The 18,492-nt window shown below is 77.0% G+C and carries 9 protein-coding genes; 7 read left to right on the top strand and 2 right to left on the bottom strand.

What is annotated here, in order from left to right:
* Positions 1-202: 202 nt before the first annotated feature.
* Together fes and fhuB are read right to left on the bottom strand one after the other, a co-directional pair.
* Positions 203-1,312, bottom strand: a complete 1,110-nt coding sequence (gene fes, locus ACFVXH_RS05090; RefSeq protein ID WP_241853025.1) for an enterochelin esterase — start codon at positions 1,310-1,312, stop codon at positions 203-205.
* Between the two features lie 20 nt (positions 1,313-1,332).
* Positions 1,333-3,525 carry a Fe(3+)-hydroxamate ABC transporter permease FhuB gene (gene fhuB / locus ACFVXH_RS05085; protein ID WP_079272422.1) on the bottom strand — a complete coding sequence of 731 codons (2,193 nt, stop codon included), beginning with the start codon at positions 3,523-3,525 and terminating at the stop codon, positions 1,333-1,335.
* A 107-nt stretch (positions 3,526-3,632) separates the two neighbouring features.
* Between fhuB and ACFVXH_RS05080 the strand changes: the two genes are divergently transcribed.
* The 7 genes from ACFVXH_RS05080 to ACFVXH_RS05050 all read left to right on the top strand — a co-directional run bounded on the left by ACFVXH_RS05080 (position 3,633) and on the right by ACFVXH_RS05050 (position 18,415).
* Positions 3,633-4,661 carry an ABC transporter substrate-binding protein gene (locus ACFVXH_RS05080; protein WP_074004181.1) on the top strand — a complete coding sequence of 343 codons (1,029 nt, stop codon included), beginning with the start codon at positions 3,633-3,635 and terminating at the stop codon, positions 4,659-4,661.
* A 27-nt stretch (positions 4,662-4,688) separates the two neighbouring features.
* Positions 4,689-5,471, top strand: a complete 783-nt coding sequence (locus tag ACFVXH_RS05075; RefSeq protein WP_387820267.1) for an ABC transporter ATP-binding protein — start codon at positions 4,689-4,691, stop codon at positions 5,469-5,471.
* A gap of 274 nt (positions 5,472-5,745) precedes the next feature.
* The gene (locus tag ACFVXH_RS05070) at positions 5,746-6,603 is read left to right on the top strand and encodes a DUF4132 domain-containing protein (RefSeq protein WP_049658519.1); all 858 of its coding nucleotides are present in this window, start codon (positions 5,746-5,748) and stop codon (positions 6,601-6,603) included.
* The gene (locus ACFVXH_RS05065; protein WP_387820265.1) at positions 6,600-11,705 is read left to right on the top strand and encodes a hypothetical protein; all 5,106 of its coding nucleotides are present in this window, start codon (positions 6,600-6,602) and stop codon (positions 11,703-11,705) included. The genes ACFVXH_RS05070 and ACFVXH_RS05065 overlap by 4 nt, the downstream gene beginning before the upstream one ends.
* On the top strand, positions 11,702-12,865 hold the full coding sequence (locus ACFVXH_RS05060) for an AAA family ATPase (RefSeq protein ID WP_387820263.1): 1,164 nt from the start codon (positions 11,702-11,704) through the stop codon (positions 12,863-12,865). The genes ACFVXH_RS05065 and ACFVXH_RS05060 overlap by 4 nt, the downstream gene beginning before the upstream one ends.
* A gap of 4 nt (positions 12,866-12,869) precedes the next feature.
* Positions 12,870-16,493: a DUF5682 family protein gene (locus tag ACFVXH_RS05055; protein ID WP_387820261.1), complete on the top strand. Its 3,624-nt coding sequence runs from the start codon at positions 12,870-12,872 to the stop codon at positions 16,491-16,493.
* On the top strand, positions 16,490-18,415 hold the full coding sequence (locus tag ACFVXH_RS05050; protein WP_387820259.1) for a hypothetical protein: 1,926 nt from the start codon (positions 16,490-16,492) through the stop codon (positions 18,413-18,415). Before ACFVXH_RS05055 ends, ACFVXH_RS05050 begins: the two co-directional genes overlap by 4 nt.
* The last annotated feature ends 77 nt before the right edge of the window (positions 18,416-18,492 follow it).

The following is an 18,492-nucleotide window of genomic DNA, read 5'->3' as shown; positions in this document are numbered from 1 at the left end:
GTCCCGCCGACCGACCCCGACAACGACTCGAGCGGGAAGCCCATCCGCGACTACCCGCGGATGGGCTTCCCGCTCTACCCGGTCGTGGACCCCTGAGGAAGACGGTGACGCCGTTCCCGGATCCCGACCGCGACCGCCGGCGGCGATCAGGGGTGAGGTCCCCGATCGCCGCCGACCGCCCGCGGACCGGCTGGTCCGCAGGTCACCGGCCGCCCAGCAGGTGGGCGAGCCCGTCGGCCAGGCCGCCGCGCCAACAGGCGTAGTCGTGGCCGCCGTTGAACTCGCGGTAGGCGAGGTCGTAGCCGCGGGCGGTGAGGACGTCGCGCAGGTGGCGGTTCTGGGCGAGCAGCATCCACTCCTGGAGCCCGACCTCGATCCAGAAGCGGGCCGGGCGCCGCTGTTCGGCGGCGAGGCGGCGGGTCAGCCACTCGCTGCCGACGTCGAACTCCGTCTCGTCGGGCCACCAGAAGGAGCCGGACTGGGAGAGCGCGTTGCCGAAGCGCTCCGGGCGGCGGTAGGCCGCGTAGGCGGCGGTGAGGCCGCCCGCGCTCTGGCCCGCGACCACGGTGTCGGCGGGGTCGGTGCTCGCGCCGAACTCCGTTGCGGCCCAGGGGAGGAGGCGATCGGCGAGGAGGTCGACGAAGGCCGGGTTGCAGCTCAGGTCGTCCGGCCGCTGCGGGCCCATGGTGTGCACGAGCAGGGCGACGGTCGGCGGGATCGCGCCGTCCGCCGCCAGGTTGTCGAGGGTGTCGCCGACGGACAGCACCCCGCCCCACATCTCGCCGTCCAGCAGCACCGCGACCGGGCACGGTCCGCCGTCCGCGCGGTGCCCGGCCGGGAGGTGGACGTCCACCCGCCGGCCGGCCGCCGTGTGCGCGACGGTCCGCCCGCGCGGCACGCCCTCGCGCCGCGCCACGTACGGTTGCGCGGGCGCGGCGGGCAGGCTGAGCACGGAGGAGGGGTGCCGGCCGTCGCGGGCGGGAAGCCGGGGTTCGGTGTCGTACGGGTCGGGGCGGGCCCGGTCCAGGACGCGCAGCCAGTCGGCGCGGGTGGTGCCGGGGGCCTCGCCCCGGAAGGGGTACAGCTGGTAGGAGGCGCGGTGGTCCTCGCGCAGCCGGTAGGTGATCGACCAGCTTCCGTCGGCCTGACGCTCCATCAGGTGTGGTGTCAGGTCCCCGGCGTGGCGGTCCTTGTCGGTGACGGTGTGCAGCAGGGCGAGCACGCCGTCGCAGTCGGCCTCCCGGTGGGTGAAGGTGACCAGGCGGTAGGCGGGGTCGTCGGGGTCGAGGGCGACGACGGGCGGGGCTTCCACGGTGGGTTCTCCAGGGGTGGTCACGCGGGGCTGCCCTTGCGGCTGAGCAGCACCCAGAGCAGGAACGGGCCGCCGAGGACGGTGGTGACGATGCCGACGGGGATCTCCACCCCGCCGAGCAGCACCCGTCCCAGGGTGTCCGCGAGGACGACGAGCAGGGCGCCGGTGAGGGCCGAGCCGAGCACCGGCACCCGTGCGGGTCCGGCCAGCCGCCCGGCGACCACCGGCGCGGCCAGTGCCACGAAGCCGACCGGCCCGCAGACGCCGACCGCCAGCCCGGCCAGGGCGACGGCCAGCAGCAGGCAGGCGAGCCGCACCCGGCCCGGGTCGACGCCGAGCGCCGAGGCGACGCTGTCGTCGAAGCGCAGCACCGCCAGGCGCCGGGCCGCCACCAGGGCGAGCGGCACCAGTACGGCCAGCCCGACCAGGACGGGCGTGGCGATCGCGAGGTCCCGGCCGTTGAGGCTGCCGGAGGTCCAAACGTACAGCGATCCGGCCGAGTTGAGCGAGCGGCGGGCCAGCGCGACCTGGATCACCGCCGAGGCCAGCGCCGACATCGCGAGGCCGACGACCAGCACCCGGTAGCCGCGCGCGCCGAGCCCGCCGGAGACCAGGGTGACCACCAGGACGGCGGCCAGCGCGCCGAGCGGTCCGGCCCACCAGGCGCCGAAGGTGCCGGAGGCGGTGGCCGAGATCAGCACGGCCGCGGTCGCGCCGTCGTTGACGCCGAGGAGTTCGGGGGTGGCCAGGCGGTTGCGGGCGAGGGTCTGGGTCAGGCAGCCGGCCAGGCCGAGCGCGGCCCCGGCGGCGAGGGCGGCGACGATCCGGCCGAGCCGGAACTTCTGCACCAGCAGCACGTCGAGGCGGTCGCCGTAGCCGAACACGGCCTGGAAGGTGCGGCCGAGGTCGAGTTCGCTCTGCCCGGCGTGGGCGGCGACCACCACGGCGGCGAGCAGGGCGGCGGCCAGGCCGAGCGAGGCGGCCAGCGCCCGGCGGGGGAGCAGTAGCGACCAGGCGCCGTACCGCAGTGCCAGGTCGGGCTTCGGGGCGGGCGGTTCGGCCCGCCGTCCGGCCGGCGGGGTGGCCTCGGCCGGGTCGCTGAGGGCGAGCGCGGCGGAGCGCCGGGAGCGGACGATGGCGATCAGGGCCGGGGCGCCGACGAGGGCGACGATCACCGACACCGGCGCCTCGTAGGGCCTGGCCACCACCCGGGCCAGCACGTCGGCGCCGGTCAGCACGGCCGCGCCGAACAGTCCGGCGAGCAGGGTGAGTCGGCCGATCCGCGGACCGGCGAGGGACCGGGCGAGGAAGCCGGCCAGCAGGCCGAGGAAGGACACCGGCCCGGCCAGGGCGACCGCGGAGGCGGTCAGCAGGGTGACCGCGACGGCGACCGCGGCCCGGGTGGCGCCGGGGCGGTGGCCGAGGCCGCGGGCCAGGTCGTCGCCGAGCGCCAGGGCGGTGAGCGGCCGGGTGGTGAGCGCGGCGAGCAGGAAGCCGGCGCCGAGGACGGGGGTGAGCCGGGCGAGTGTGCTCCAGCCCTCCACCCCGGCCAGTGAGCCGAGCACCCAGACCCGGTAGCGGTCGTAGGCCTCGGGCGAGTTGACGATCAGCACACCGGTGAGCCCGCCGAAGGTGGCGCCGACCGCGGAGCCGCCCAGCACCAGCCGCATCGGCGAGCCGCCGCCCCGGCTGCCCGCGATCAGCAGCACCAGCGCGCTGGCGAGCACGGCGCCGCCGAAGGCGAAGGCGAGGTAGCCGTAGGAGCTCTGGACGCCGAGTACGGCGATGCCGAGCACCACGCCCAGCGAGGCGCCGGCGTTGACGCCGAGCAGGCCGGTCTCGGCCAGCGGGTTGCGGGTGACGGACTGCAGCTGCGCCCCGGCGACGCCGAGCGCCGCGCCGACCAGCAGCGCGGTGAGGGTGCGCGGCAGTCGCAGGTCGCCGACGACCAGGGCCAGTCGGCCGTCGGCGCGGGCGCCGTCGTGGTTCAGCAGGTAGTCCAGCACCCGGCCGGGGCCGACCTCGCCGGCGCCGACCGACAGCGAGAGCGCGGCCAGGGCGAGCAGGAGCACCACCGCCGCCGTGACGGCCGGCCAGGTGGGGCGGGTGCCCTCCGGGCGTCCCCCGGGCCCCTCCGGGCGACCCCCGGGCCGTCGGGGCTCCGGCGCGGTGGCGGGGGGCGCCTTGGTGACGCCGGCTTGCGACAATGTCATAAGGTAAGGCTAACCTAATGGTCGAGTCCGTCCCACGGGGCCCCTCCGCCCCGCCGAACGACCCGGACGCTGCTCAACTCCCGTACCACCGTTGCCCGGAGGCACCCATGCCGTTCGCCCGTCGCCCGCTCAGCCCCGTCCGCCGCCGTGCGGCCCAGGCGCTGGCCGTCACCGGGGCGGCCGCGCTCCTGCTCACCGGCTGCGGCTCCTCCGGCTCCTCCTCCTCGGGTTCGTCCGCGGCCGCCTCCCCGGCGGCCGACGCGGCGGGCGGCGGCAAGGGCGGCGACACCGGCAAGCGCACCGTCAAGGACGCCACCGGCAAGGCCGTCGAGGTCCCCGCCGAGCCCAAGCGGATCGTCACCCTCACCCAGGAGGACCTGGACGCGGTGCTCGCCCTCGGCGTCAAGCCGGCCGGCATCACCAACGGCCAGGGGCTGGCCGAGCCGCCCGCGTACCTCAAGGACAAGGTGCAGGGCGTCCCGGTGGTCGGGAACCTGCTCCAGCCCGTGATGGACAAGGTGATCGCCGCCAAGCCCGACCTGATCCTGGCCGGCGACATGCAGGACGAGCAGGTGCTCAAGCAGCTGCGCGAGATCACCCCCGCCACGCTGGTCACCATGGCGCCCACCGACGACTGGAAGCTCGCCTTCCGGGGCATCGGCAACGCCGTCAACAAGCTCGACCAGGCCAACAAGGTGATCGGCGACTACGAGGCCAAGGCCGCCAAGGCGGGCGGCGAGCTCGGCAAGAACAAGGGCGCCGCCGTCTCCATCGTCCGCTGGAACCCCACCGGCCCGAGCTGGATGGAGAAGAAGCAGTTCGCCAGCGGCGTCGCCCTGGACATGGGCCTGACCCGCCCGGCCGCGCAGGACAAGGACGGCAACGCCCACAGCCCGGCGCTCAGCCTGGAGAAGCTCAACGAGATCGACGGCGACTGGCTGTTCCTCTCCACCCTGACCGACGACGGCAAGACCGCGCTCAAGGACGTCCAGTCCAAGCCCGCGTACCAGGAGCTGGGCGCGGTGAAGAACAACCACGCCGTCACCGTGGACGGCTCGGTCTGGTCCACCCGGGGCGGCCCGCTCGCCGCGGACGTCGTCATCGGCGACCTCGCCAAGGCGCTCGGCGGCAGCTGAGCGGGCGCCGGTCGAGGGGGAGCTGCCATGGAGTTGACGATCCAGGGACTCAGCGCCAGCTACGGGCCGGGGCGCCCGGTGCTCGGCGGCGTCGACCTCACCGTCCCGGCCGGCCGGGTGGTGGCGGTGGTCGGCCCGAACGGCTGCGGGAAGTCCACCCTGCTGCGGTCCGTCGCGCGGCTGCACCGGCCGGACGGCGGGCGGGTCCTGGTCGGCGGCGAGGACGTGTGGCGGCTGCGCCCGCGCCAGGCCGCCCACCGGGTCGCGCTGCTGCCGCAGAGCCCGCAGGCCCCGGAGGCGGTGACCGTCGCCGGACTCGTCCGCTACGGCCGCCATCCGCACCAGGGGCTCTTCCGGCAGTGGTCGGCGGAGGACGAGCGGCTGACCGCCGAGGCCCTGCGCGCCACCGGCGTGGAGGAGCTGGCCGACCGCCGGCTCGACCGGCTCTCCGGCGGCCAGCGCCAGCGCTGCTGGCTGGCCATGGTGCTCGCCCAGGACACCCCGGTGGTGCTGCTCGACGAGCCGACCAGCGCGCTCGACCTCGGGCACGCGGTGGAGGTGCTGGAGCTGGTCCGCCGGGTCGCGGCGGGCGGGCGGACGGTGGTCATGGTGCTGCACGACCTCGCGGCGGCCGCCCGGTACGCGGACCTGCTGGTCGCGCTGCGGGACGGCACGGTGGTGGCCTGCGGGCCGCCGCGCGAGGTGGTGGACGCTCCGCTGGTGCGGGCGCTGTACGACATCGACAGCCATGTGCTCGCGGCGCCGGGCGACGGCGCGCCGGTCATCGTGCCCCGGGCGCCGCTGGGCTGACGGGGCGGGGGCCGAGCGGTCGTCGGGTCGCCGGGACGGAGGGGGTCGCCGGGGCCGGGGGACGGGCGGGGCGGAAGGACGGGCGGGGCGGCTGCGTGGGGGCAGCCGCCCCGCCTTTTTCGTCTCTTCGATCACCCGTTCGAGTGGTTTGAAGTCTGCATGTCACGGCCGGAGTTCACCCCGCCCGTCGCGTTGTCAGTGGGCCTCGCTACGTTCCTCGCATCGCTGGTCAGCAGGCGATCGACAGGTGTTTCCCGGTGGGAGGAGTACGGCCGTGGCATGGGTGGAGACGGACGCGGGAGGGTACCGCGTGGCGCTCGACGGGGAGGGCAGGGTGGCGTGCCGCAACGCGGCGGGCCGGGACCTCAAGTCCCTGCCGTCGAAGCTCGGTGACGACCGCGTGGTCGTCCAGCTCAAGCAGCTCGCCGAGTGGCTGGCCGCGCACGAGCGGGGCTGCCTGGAGGACGTCGAGCGCTGGATGGTCCGCTCGCTGCCGGTGCCCGCCGCGGTGCTCACCGCCGTGTGGCCGGACGAGGCCTGGCAGGGCGTCCTGAAGGACCTCGTGGTCACCGCCGTGGACGGCTCCGTGGCCGGCTTCCTGCGCGGCGCCGACGCCGAGCGCGGCCTCGGCCTGGTCGACCTGGACGGCGACACCGTGCGCCTCACCGACGGCGAGGTGCTGATACCGCACCCCGTCCTGCTCGAAGACCTCGACGAGCTGCGCGAGTTCGCCGTCGAGCTCGGCGTCTCCCAGCGCGTCCAGCAGCTCTACCGCGAGGTCTGGCACCGGCCCGCCGACGGGTCGGCCGGCACCGAGGTCACCACCTACGCCGGCGGCCGCTACCGGGAGCTGCGCGAACTGGTCGGGCGCTGCAACCGGCTCGGCTGCCGGGTCCGCGGCGGCTCCGCCGTCCAGTCGGTCACCGAGGGCGGGCGCACCGTCGAGGCCCGGGTCTGGGTCGGCGACTACTACGAGTACGACGCGTGCGAGACGGGCGCGCTCAGCTGGGCCGGCCCGGACGGCCGGGCCCTGCCGCTCACCGAGGTCGGACCGGTCGCCTGGTCCGAGGGCATGCGGATGGCCGCCGCCCTGTACGCCGGCCGCACGATCCAGGGGGAGGAAGCCGCATGACCGCCACCGGCCTGACCACGACCACCACCACCACCAACCCGGGCGGCAACGGCGCCGACCGCGCCGCGACGCCCGAAGAACTGCTCGACGCCGGGGCCGTGCTCCCGTCCGGCACCCTGCCCGACGCCGGCCGCCCCGACAGCGCCGCCGACGTGCTCACCGCCCGCACCTACACCCACCCCGCGCTCGACGGCCGCCGGATCGTCCGGCTCGTCCCCGGCGCGCTCGGCCCGGCCGAGGACCTCGCCCTCGACTTCCTCGGCCTGGCGCCGGAGGCCGGGGCCGCCGAGGTCGGCCAGGTCCGCCAGGAGGCGCTCGGCTTCCCCGCCTGGGCACTGGTCCACGACCCGGCCAACGGCCACCACGCGCTCGCCCTGGTCAAGGAGCTGGAGCGGATCGCCCGCCAGGCCGCCTCCAAGCCCGGCGCCGCCAAGGACGGCTTCGACGAGCTCGCCACCCGCCTCGGCCGCGCCGTCCCGCACTTCCTGCCCACCTTCTGCGAGGAGGTCGGCCGGATCTTCCTCGGCCACGGCAACCAGACCTACGCCGCCGCCTGGTTCGGCAAGGCCCGCGAGGCCGAGCGCACCCACGGCCTGACGGTGGACGAGGAGCGGCTGCGCGCCGTCTTCCTGGAGTTCGCCCTGGCCGGCGCGCTCACCGTCAAGTCGCTGCGCCAGTACGTCAAGGAGCTCGCCCAGCGGCTCGACCCGCTGACCGCCTGGCAGCGCTTCCGCCAGCTGTGCACCGAGCGCTCCGCGGCCGGCATGGCCCCGTACGCCGGGATCGCCGAGGACGCCCGCGCCCTGATCAAGGCCGCCGGACTGGACCGCACCGAGCACGAACGGGCGCTGCTCGCCGAGCTGCTGGACTCCCCGGCGGTCAACCGGGCGCCCGCCGCGTTCTGGAAGTCCTGGCACGGCGCGCTGGTCGAGCTCGGCCGCGACGACACGGCGGTCCGCACCCGACTGCTGGAACTGCTGCCCGACCCGGCCTCCGCCGACCCGGCCCCGCACGACACCGCCTGGCTGGCGGTGCTCGCCGAGACCGGCGCCGAGGAACTGCTCACCGGCCCCCGCGCCGAGGGCGCCGAGCCCGCCGCCGCCTGGCTCCAGCGCTGGTGCCACCACCACGGCCGCGGCTGGCGCAACCGGCCCAGCTGCCCGGCCACCCTCGCGCTGGCCGGCCGGATGGTCGAGCGGCTGAAGGCCGACGCCGTCCCGGTGGACCTCCACACCGGCATCCGTGCCAGCCACACCCGGATCGACCTGCTGGACCTGCTGCTGGCCGCGGGCGTGCCGGTGGCCGACCCGCCCGGCGGCCTCGGCTTCGACCTGCGCGACTGGGCGGCGCAGAGCGGCCCCGACAGCTCCGCCCTCACCGCCGTCGGCGCCGACGCGCGCTACCGGCCGCTGCTGCGCCGGGCCACCCCGCCCGCCTGGGAGACGGCCGTCCGGCGCCAGGCGCCCGCCGTGCCGCTGCTGAACGAGCTGTTCGCGGAGTGGGCCGAGGAGCGCGCCGAGGAGCTGACCGCCGCCCGCGGCCTGGCCGGCGCCGCCGACCTGGTCCGGTCGATCGGCCAGTACCACGCCGCCATCCGGACGGTCGCCCCGGCCGTCGCCGAGCGGATCGCCGCCCTCGACGTCACCGCGCTGCTCACCGACGCCCTCCGGGCCGGAATCCTGGACGAACTCGGCTGGCCCGCCCTGGAGGAGGCGCTCGGCAAGCTCGCCGACCCGCCCGCCGACGACGCCCCGCAGCACCCCGTCCCCAGCCTGGCCGGCGCCGGCCTGAGCGACCTGCTCATCGAGGACGCCTGGCCGCACCTGATCCTCGCCCGCCTCGACCGGGCCGTCGTGGTCGGCCCGCAGGGCATCGTGCTGGAGCACACCCTGCGGCTGCCCGAGCGGCCGTCGCACGAGCGCAACCGGACCAGGCTGCGCTTCGTCGACGGCGAACTGCTGGTCGTCTGGTCCGAGGAGGGCAAGCAGCTCGCGTACTGGTCCAGCCGCCCGGACGAGCGGTTCGAGCTGGAGGGCGAGACCATCGCCGGCTACTACTACCGCGACCGCGAGCCCGAGGCGCCCTCCCTCCAACTGCCCGGCGGCGGCCGCACCACCGGCGAGCGCCCGCTGCACGCCGGCGACACCCGGATGCCCCACGAGCACCCCGTCCTCGGCGACGGCACCGGCTACTGGACGATGCGCCGCACCACCGAGGGCGAGGCCGTCCTGCGCGAACTCGACCCGGCCACCGGCACCCTGGGGCGCACCGCCGAACCGCCGGTGATCGCCGCCACCGCCCACGCCGGCCGGCTGGTCCAGCGCAGCACCTGGCTGCTGCCGCTCCAGCCCGGCCTGGAGCGGACCCCGCTCGGTACCGACGGCACCGTGCTCGGCAACTGGGTCAGGACGGAGCCCGGCAAGGCCGTCACCACCTTCACGGCCGACGGTCACCGCATCGAGCTGCCGCTGGCCGGTCACCGGACGGACACCGTCCCGGTGGCCCGGCTCACCCTGCCCGGCGCGGCCGCCCCGGTGGTCAGCCACACCTCCGGCGAGCACTTCTCGCTCAACCTGCCCGACCTCACCGGCCAGGCCGACCGCACCGTCGACCTGCGCCCCGGCCGCTCCGGTGAGCTCTCCGCCGCGGGCACCCCGCTCATCCCGCCGTACCCGCACTGGCACGCCCTGCGCCCGCGTGACGAAGCGGGCTCGGAGGCACTGCGCGCGGTCACCGCCGAGCAGGCCGCCCGGCTGGTCGACGCCGCCTGGCCGGTCGACACCGAACCCGTCCCGGCCGGCGAACAGTGCTGGCTCACCATCCAGGGCGTGCGCCGCCCGCTCGCCCGGCGCACCTCGCGCACCCTGCCCGTCCCGGAGGTCGGCGCGATCCTGCCCGGCATCGCCCACCCGCGGCTGCTGGCCGGCGTCGCCGGGCTCGCCCGCACCGCCGCCGACCTGCTGGACCGGGTCGCCCGGTTCGTCCCGCAGCCGGAGGCCGAGCGCCCCGGCAAGGCGAAGAACGCCGAGTGGCGGCCCGACCACGGCCGTGACCACGAACTGCGCGACGCCGTGCGCGCCGTGCTGCCCGAGATCGGCGGCTTCGGCAACAACTGGGGCTCCGAGGAGCGCTGCCGGGTGCTCAACAACCTGCGCGCCGTCACCGCCGTGCTGGCCGCCCCGCCCGCCGCCGAGGGCGAGGGCTGGACCAGCCCCGCCACCGTCACCCTGCACAACGGCAGCGTCAGTTACGGCTGGCTCCAACTGCTCGGCCGGATCCACGCGCTGGCCTACGCGGTGGCCTCGCCGTTCACCGAGTCCGCCCACCGCTCCTCGCTGGTCCTGCTGCTCGGTGAGCTGACCAGGGGCCCGTTGGCCGACCGCGGCGCCACCCTGCGCGAGATCGTCCTCGCCGAGCAGGTGCCGCCGGCCCCGAACGCCACCGGCCCCCGGCCGGTCACGCCCCGCGAGGGCGAGGTGCTGCGGCACGGCGGGCGCACCGTCGTCATCATCGGCCACCAGCGCCAGGTCGCCGACGGCTGGGTGCACTGGCTCGCCGTCGACCACGACCCGAGCGGGGAGTTCGGCCCCGTCGCGCACTTCACCACCCTCGAGGAGCGCGGCACCGAGGAACTGGTCGACGCCGCCTGGGTCGCCAAGTTCTGGAGGGTCGCCGCGCTGCACGGATCCGTCCCCCGGGACGCGGCCAGGGCGGAGGCCTTCAACGAGCTCACCGGCATCGGCACCGCCCGCTCCGCCCTGCTGCTCAGCCCGCCGTCCGGCCTGCTGTACTGGACGGACATCTCCGCGCCCACCGAACTCGGCCTCAAGGCCGCCGAGTTCAAGGCCGCCCGGGCCTGGCTGCGCGGGCACGACCACAACGGCCTCGCCGCCGTCTGGGGCGCCCTGCTGCCCGCCGACCCGAAGACCCTGTGGACCGAGGGCCCCGACATCGCCGCCGGCGCCGAGGAGTGGATCCGGCGCTTCGGACGGCTCGTCACCCTCCCCGAGGAGGCCCTGGCCACCGTCCAGGGCGTGTCCATCGACACCGTCGAGGCGGTGCTCAACCCCGCCCACACCCCGTGGCTGGCCGGCCGCACCGGCTTCCGGTTCACCGAGGTGGACGGGGTCGGCCAGCGGCTGACGCCCGAGGACGAGTCCGCCGTCCCCGAGACCGGCGCGCTCGGCTCCACCATCGCCGCGCTGCGCTGGCTCGCCTACCACCTGCCCGCCGACAGCCCGCTGCGCCCGCTGCTGCCCACCGCCGCCGCCGCGCTGCGCGACCGCCTCGCCGACCCGGAGCTGCTGCTCGACCTCGACCTGGTGCGCACCGTCAAGGGCGCCTCGCTGGCCGCCGTCCTGCGCACCCACTTCGGCCTGCCCGCCGAGGGCGGGGCCGACCGGGACGGCCTGGTCCACTGCGGGCCGGCGCTCGTCCTGACGCCGTACCACGAGGACTACGAGCGGATCTGGCTGCGCCCGGCCGCCCTCACCGGCCCGGACGACCCGCTGCTCGAACTGCTCGACGGGCTCTCCAGCAGCTACTGGTTCTCCGCCGAGCGGGGCGCCATCGAAGCCGTGCTGCGCGGCGAGCCGGAGCAACTGGCCGCCTCCGCCGCCTCGGTGCCGGCCCCCGGCGAGGGCCCGGCCTGGCTGCAGAACCCGCTGCTGTCCGTCCCCGAGCTGGTCGCCGAGGTGTCCCGCACCCACGGCCTGGGCGAGGACGCGGCCACGCTCTACCTCCAACTGCTCGCCCTGCCCGACCCGACCGACCGCAACGCCGCCCGCTGGACGGGCTGGAAGCCCGCCCGGCTGAAGAAGGCCCGCGCCGAACTCGCCGCCAGCGGCCTGGTGCTGGAGGCCAAGCGCTCCCGGGCCGGCCGCAGCCTCTTCCTGCCCGGCGGCTGGCAGGAGGCCAAGTCGCCCGCCCTGCCCGCCGAGACATGGAAGGCCGCCCTCTACGAACTGCCCACCCACCGGCCCGCGCTGGTCCCCCTGCCCGTCCCCGAGCTGTTCGCCCGGGCCTGGCAGCGGACCGTCGACGGCGACGCCCCCGGATACGAAGAGCTCCAGACCGGCAAGCGCAGGAAGGCCCGCCGATGACCGCCACCGAGACCACCAAGGGCGCCGCCGCCCCCGCCGCGGCCGACCGGCAGACCGTCCCGCCCGAGGAGAAGTACGCCGCCGAACTGGAGTTCCTGGCCGCCCATGACAGCGGCCCGCGCCCGCCCGGCTGGCTCCTGACCCCGCGCGCCGTGGTCACCTTCGTGATGGGCAGCGGCGGCGAGAAGCTCAAGGCCGGGCGCAAGGGCCTGGTCATCGAGCCGAAGTTCGTCGGCGAGCGCGCCCTGGTCGAACGCTGCGTCGTCACCCTCGCCGGGGAGCGCGGCCTGCTGCTCGTCGGCGAGCCCGGCACCGCCAAGTCCATGCTCTCCGAGCTGCTCGCCGCCGCCGTCTGCGGCAGCAGCGTGCTCACCGTCCAGGGCACCGCCGGCACCACCGAGGACCAGCTCAAGTACGGCTGGAACTACGCCCTGCTGCTCGCCAAGGGGCCCAGCCGGGAGGCCCTCGTGCCCTCGCCGGTGCTCACCGCGATGACCACCGGCGCGGTCGCCCGGGTCGAGGAGGTCACCCGCTGCCTGCCCGAGGTGCAGGACGCGCTGGTCTCGCTGCTCTCGGAGCGGCGCATCGCCGTCCCCGAACTGGCCGGCACCCCGGACGGCCAACTGCACGCCGCGGCCGGCTTCACCCTGATCGCCACCGCCAACCTGCGGGACAAGGGCGTCAGCGAGATGTCCGCGGCGCTCAAGCGGCGGTTCAACTTCGAGACGGTCGGCCCGATCGGCAGCCTCGCGGCCGAGGTCGACCTGGTCCGTCGGCAGTCCACCGCCGCCGTGGCCCGGGCCGGCGCCGCCTACGCGGTGGACGACGCCGTCCTGGAGGCCCTGGTCACGGCCTTCCGGGACTTGCGCAGCGGCCGGTCCACCGAAGGCTGGGACGTCGAACGCCCGTCCACCGTGATGAGCACCGCCGAGGCGGTCTCGGTCGCCACCGCGCTCGGCGTCAGCGCCGCCTACCTGCCCGACGGCGGGGACCTGCTCGGCCGGCTGCCCGGCCAGCTCCTCGGCGTGGTCCGCAAGGACGAGCCATCCGACGCGGCCCGGCTGCTCGGCTACTGGGACGGCCCGGTCCGCCGCCGCGCCGAGCAGGGCGCCGCCACCTGGCGCACCCTGTGGGACCTCCGTCCGGCACTGGAGGCCTGATCCGATGAGCAGCGCGGAGACCACCCGCCCGGACGACGCGGACCAGGCGGAGCACGCGGACCAGGCGGTCCGGGCCGAGGCCGACCGGCTGGCCGCCGCCGGCACCGGTCGCCCCGGCCCCTACCTGATCGGCGTGCGCCACCACGCGCCGTCCCTCAGCGCGGTGGTCCCCGCGCTGCTCGACGCCGCCCGGCCGGACGTCGTCCTGGTCGAGCTGCCCGCCGAGTTCCAGCCCTGGCTCGGCCCGCTCGCCGACGAGGCCACCCGGGCCCCGGTCGCCCTCGCGGCGGCCCCGGCCGGGCCCGAGGAGGCGGCCGGGCCCGCCTTCTACCCGTTCGCCGACTTCTCCCCGGAGCTCGCCGCCCTGCGCTGGGCCCGGCGCAACGGGGTGGAGGCCGTCGCCTGCGACCTCCCGCTCGCCCACCGCGCCGCCCGCACGGCGGAGCGCGGGCGCACCGATCGGATCCCGGACGCACCCGGCGTCGCCGACGCGCTGCGCCACCGCCTCACCGGCCGGGACTCCGACGAGGACCTGTGGGACCGCCTGGTCGAGACGGCCGCCCCCGGCTCCACCCCGGAGGCCGTCCGGCGCGCCGCCCTGCTGGTCGGCTGGGCACTGCGCCGGGACGCCGAGACCGGCCCCGGCGTCGACCCGTACGACCTGCGCCGCGAGGCCTGGATGCGGTCCCGCATCCAGGCCGCCGCGGCCGGCGGGCGCCGGGTCGCCGCCGTGATCGGCGCCTTCCACGCCCCCGCCCTGCTCGGCGGTCCCCTCGCCACCGAGGAGCCGCCGCGCCCGGACGGCCCCGGGCACGTCCTGTCCCTGATCCCGTACACCTACCCGCTGCTCGACGCCCGCTCCGGCTACCCGGCGGGCATCCGCGACCCGGAGTGGCAGCACACCGTCCTCGACGTCGGCGGCGACCCGGAACGCCTCGCCGAGGCGCTCACCACCACCGCTGTCCGGATCTGCGCCGCGCTGCGCGCCCAGGACCACCCCAGCGGCCCGGCCGACGCCCGCGAGATCGTCCGGCTGGCCGGCGACCTCGCCCGGCTGCGCGGCCACGCCGCCCCCGGCCGCGGCGAACTCGTCGAAGCGGTGCAGACCGTCCTCGCCCAGGGCGAGCCCCTCGGCCGCGGCCGGGCCGTCGCCCGCGCCCTCGAACAGGTCCTGGTCGGCACCCGCACCGGCCGCCCGACCCCCGCCGCCCCGCGCAGCGGACTCGCCCCCGCCGTCGAGACCCTCCTCGCCGACCTCGGCCTCCCCGGCCCCGGCGACCCCGGTCCGCGCGACCTGCGCCTCGACCCGCTGCGCAGCGGCCTCGACCGCCGCCGCGAGATCCTCCTGCACCGCCTCACCGCCTGCGAGGTCCCCTACGGCGAGCCCGTCGCCACGACCGGCGCCGGCGGCACCGAAACCCTCGGCACCCGCTGGCGCCTGCACTGGACGCCCGCCACCGCCGCCATGCTCACCGTCGCCGGCACCCGCGGCGTCACCCCCGCCCAGGCCGCCGAAGGCGCCCTGCGCGCCCGCCTCACCGACCAGCCGACCCCGCGCGAGATCATCGACGGCCTCACCGCCGCCGCCTCCAGCGCCCTCCCCGCCCTCACCGAGGCCCGTCTCACCCAACTCACCACCCTCCTCCCCGCCTCCGCCACCCTCCCCGACCTCCTCGACGCCCTCGCCCTCCTCGACCGCCTGACCGCGGGCCACTTCCTCGGCCACACCCCGGCGGGAGCGGAGGAAGGCCCCGTCGCCGCAGACGACGGCACGCCCGTGGCCGGCGCCCCCGTGGCCGGCCCGCCCGTGCTCGTCGCGGCCGGGGAGGTGCTCACCGTGGCCGCCGTGCGGCAGTTGGAGGGCCTGGGCGGGTCGGACGATCCGCAGGACGCGCGGGCACTGGTGGAGCTGGTACGGCGGGCGGACCGGCTCGGCGGGGTGCGGCTGGCGTACGTGCTGGCCGGGCTCGCCGAGCAGGGGAGCCCGCTGGTGCGGGGCGCGGCCGGTGCGGTGCGGGTGCTGCTCGGCCAGGAGCCGGCCGAGGTGCTGGGCGGCCGGGCCGCCTCGTGGGTGGACGGCGCGACCGCTCCGGAGGCGCGACAGGCGCTCGGGCGGGCGCTGGTCGGCCTGCTGACGGCCGCGGAGGGGCTGTTCGACTCCGCGCCGCAGGCACTGGAACCGCTGCTGGAGCGGGTCACCTCGCTGCCCGACGACGCCTTCCTGGACCGGCTGCCCGCGCTGCGCGGCGGGTTCGACACGCTCAGCCCGGCCGCCCGGGACCGGCTGCTGGCCCTGGTCGAGGAGCGTCTGGGCGCCCGGCTCGCCGCCCTGCCCGAGGAAGCCGGCCCCGCTGTGCTCGCCGGCTGGGTGCGCGCGGACCTCGCGGCGCGTGCGGCGCTCGTCCGTCGCGGCCTCCTGCCCGCAACGCCCGCGCAGCCCGCGGCCGTTGCACCGTCGCCCGCGGCCCCGCCGCCTGCCTCCGACCCCGTTCCCGTTCCCGTCCCCGACCCCGCCCGTACCCTCGCCCCCGCCGAGCGTTGGCGGCTGCTCCTCGGCCGCCCTGGCAGCGGCGGCCTGACCGGTCGCGGTGCCCGACTCGCCACCGCCCTGGACGAGTTGTACGGCGGCGGCCACGGCGAGGGCTCCGGCCCGGGCCTGGACAGCCGGGGCGGCAAGGGCGGCCGCGAGGCCCCGTACCCCGGTGTGCGGGAGTGGGCCGAGGAACTGGAGTCGCTGTTCGGCCCCGGCGTGCGCGAGGAGGTGCTGGCCGCCGCCGTCGCCCACGGCCGTACCGACGTCCTGGAGACGATCGACCCGTCCGCCGTCCGCCCGTCCGTCGAGCTGCTGCGCACCGTGCTGGACCACGCGGGCGGTCTGCCCGAGGCCCGGGTGGCCCGGCTGCGCCCGCTGGTGCGGCGCCTGGTGGACGAACTGAGCCGGGAGCTGGCCACCCGGCTGCGCCCGGCCCTGACCGGGATCGCCGTGCCGCGCCCGTCCCGCCGCCCGGGTGGCGGGCTGGACCTCGACCGGACCATCCGGGCCAACCTGGCCACCGCCCGTCCCGCGCCGGACGGCGGCACCCTGATCGTGCCCGAGCGCCCGGTCTTCCGGACCAGGGCGCGGCAGGCCAACGACTGGCGGCTGATCCTGGTCGTGGACGTCTCCGGGTCGATGGAGGCCTCCACGGTGTGGGCCGCGCTGACGGCCTCGATCCTGGCCGGGGTGCCCTCCCTGAGCACCCACTTCGTCGCCTTCTCCACCGAGGTCCTGGACCTCACGGAGCGGGTGGACGATCCGCTGGGCCTGCTGCTGGAGGTGAGCGTCGGCGGCGGCACCAGCATCGCGAGCGGGCTGCGCTACGCGCGGGAGCTGGTGACGGTGCCGTCCCGCACGCTGGTCGCGGTGGTCAGCGACTTCGAGGAGGGCGGGCCGGTCGGAGGGCTGCTGGCCCAGACCCGGGCCCTGGTGGACTCCGGCGTGCACCTGCTCGGCTGCGCGGCGCTGGACGACACCGGGACGGCCCGCTACTCGAAGGCGGTCGCGGGCCAACTGGTCGCGGCCGGAATGCCCGTGGCGGCGTTGAGCCCGCTGGAACTGGCCCGCTGGGTGGGGGAGAAGGTGCGATGAGCGTGACGGCGCGGACGAGCGACTGGCCGGGCGTGCGGCCCGAGGTGGTCGCCGAGGTGGTGGCCGGGCTGAGTGCCCGGTTGCAGAAGCGGCTGGACGGCGCGGCGGCGAAGCTGGCGGAGCGGCCGGTGGCCCGGGAGGGCGACGAGTGGCGGGTGGAGGTGGACGAGGAGACGGTGCTCGTGCTGCACGCCCCGGGCGGGGTGGTCGCGGCGGAGGCCGGCGTCCGCTGCGGCTGCCTGCTCGCCCCGGCCTGCGTGCACCGGGCCGCGGCGGTCACCCTCTGCCCGCTCGCCGAGGCCGAGGCCGAGCCGGGGCCGGAGCAGGAGCCCGAGCAGGAGCCCGAGCCCAGGAGTGACACGGACGGCGCGCCAGGGGAGCCGAACGGCCGGCCGGCCGCCGACCCGATCGCCGGCGACCCGCTCACCGCCGTCGAACTCGCCGCCGTCCGCCACCTCCACCGGGCCGCGGCCGCCGTCCTGGCCGCCGGGGTGAGCGGGGCGGGTGCCGTCTCCCAGGCCGAACTGCTGCGCGCCGCCCACCGGGCGCGCCTCGCGGGCCTGCACCGCCCGGCCGCGGCGGCCGTCACCGTCGCGACCAGGGTCCGGGCGGCGCGCTCCGGCGCGCCCGACCACCGCCTGGTGAACCTGGTCGCGGGCCTGCGCGAACTCCTCGGCCTCACCACCGCCCTGGCCACCGGCACCGCCCCGGTCGCCGAGCTGCGCGGCACCGCGCGCCAGGCCTACCGGGAGGAGGGCGGTCTGCGGCTCTACGGCCTGTTCGCCGAGCCAGTGCTGACGGCCACCCATGCCGGTGCCGTCAGCTGGGCGGTGGACGCCGACGGGCGCCTCAGCACGATCGCCGAGGTGATGCCGCACGACGACGCGGCGGCCGCCGCCCCACAGGCGGTCGGGGCGGGCAACCGGACGGTCCGGTTGGGCGACGCCGCGCTCAGCCACCGCGAGTTCAGCCGAGCCGGGCTGGCCGTCCAGGGCGCGACCAGGTCCGGCGGTGGTCGGCTGGGCGCCGGGGCCTCGGTCCGGGCGGTGCGGGCGACGGGCGCGGCATGGACGGCGGAGCCGGCCGCCCGGCTCTGGTCGGAACCGGCCTCCGCCCAGGTGGCCCGGGCACTCGCGGCGCAGGAACTGCCGTACGAGAGCCGCCCGGCCGGGAGCGACCTGCTCTTCCTGGACGTCACCCTGCTGGGTACGGCCCCCGGCCCGGGCGGTGCACCGCAACTGCTGGCGCGCTGCACGGCGAGCGGTGCGCAGGGCGGTCCGGTGATCGTCCTGCGCCCGGCGCACGAGCACCCCGACCTGCCGTTCCGGGCGAACCTCGCGCTGCTCGCCACCGCCCCCGGCCTGCGACTGCGGGTGATCGGTCGGCTGGAGCGCGCGGACCGTCCGGAGCTGCGTCTGCTCGCGATCGGTACGCCCCCGGCCGCCCCCGACCCGCTCGCCCTGTCCGCGGACCGGGCGGGCCGGGTCAACCTCGGCCTCGAACGCCTCCAGACCGCCGACCTCGCCGCGTCCGCGACGGCCTCCGCCACGGTCGGCGAGCCGGCGGACGGGTCGGCGGAGGAGCCAGCGGACGGATCGACTGCCCCGGCGCCGTACGGCCCGCCCGTCCACGTGCTCGGCCGCCGGGTCGAGCAGACGGTCACCACCGGTCGGCACGCCCTCGCCCCGAGCGAGGCCTCGGCGGCGGCCGACCGCGGTCTGCTGCGCGCCGCCGGGCTGGCCACCGCCGCCGAACTCCTCGACGGCCTGCGGGCCTCCGCCGCCAACCAGCAGCGCGACGTCTTCGGCCGGATCGTCACCGACGACCACGAGGATTTCGCCACCGCCTGGCTGACCGCGGCCTCCTACACCGAGGAACTGGCCACGGCGCTGTGCGCGTCGGCCTGGTCCGGGGAGGGGTGAGGAGCCGGTCGTGTGCGGCCCTGTGGTGTCCTTCGACGCCCCGGTCGGCGGGCGGGCCGGACCCTCGTGCGGGGTCC

The sequence above is a fragment of the Kitasatospora sp. NPDC058184 genome (assembly GCF_042883725.1).
In the GTDB taxonomy this organism is placed as follows: Bacteria; Actinomycetota; Actinomycetes; order Streptomycetales; family Streptomycetaceae; genus Kitasatospora.
Note: the sequence above shows the minus strand (reverse complement) of the source record. Positions and strands in the feature narration are given on the sequence as shown.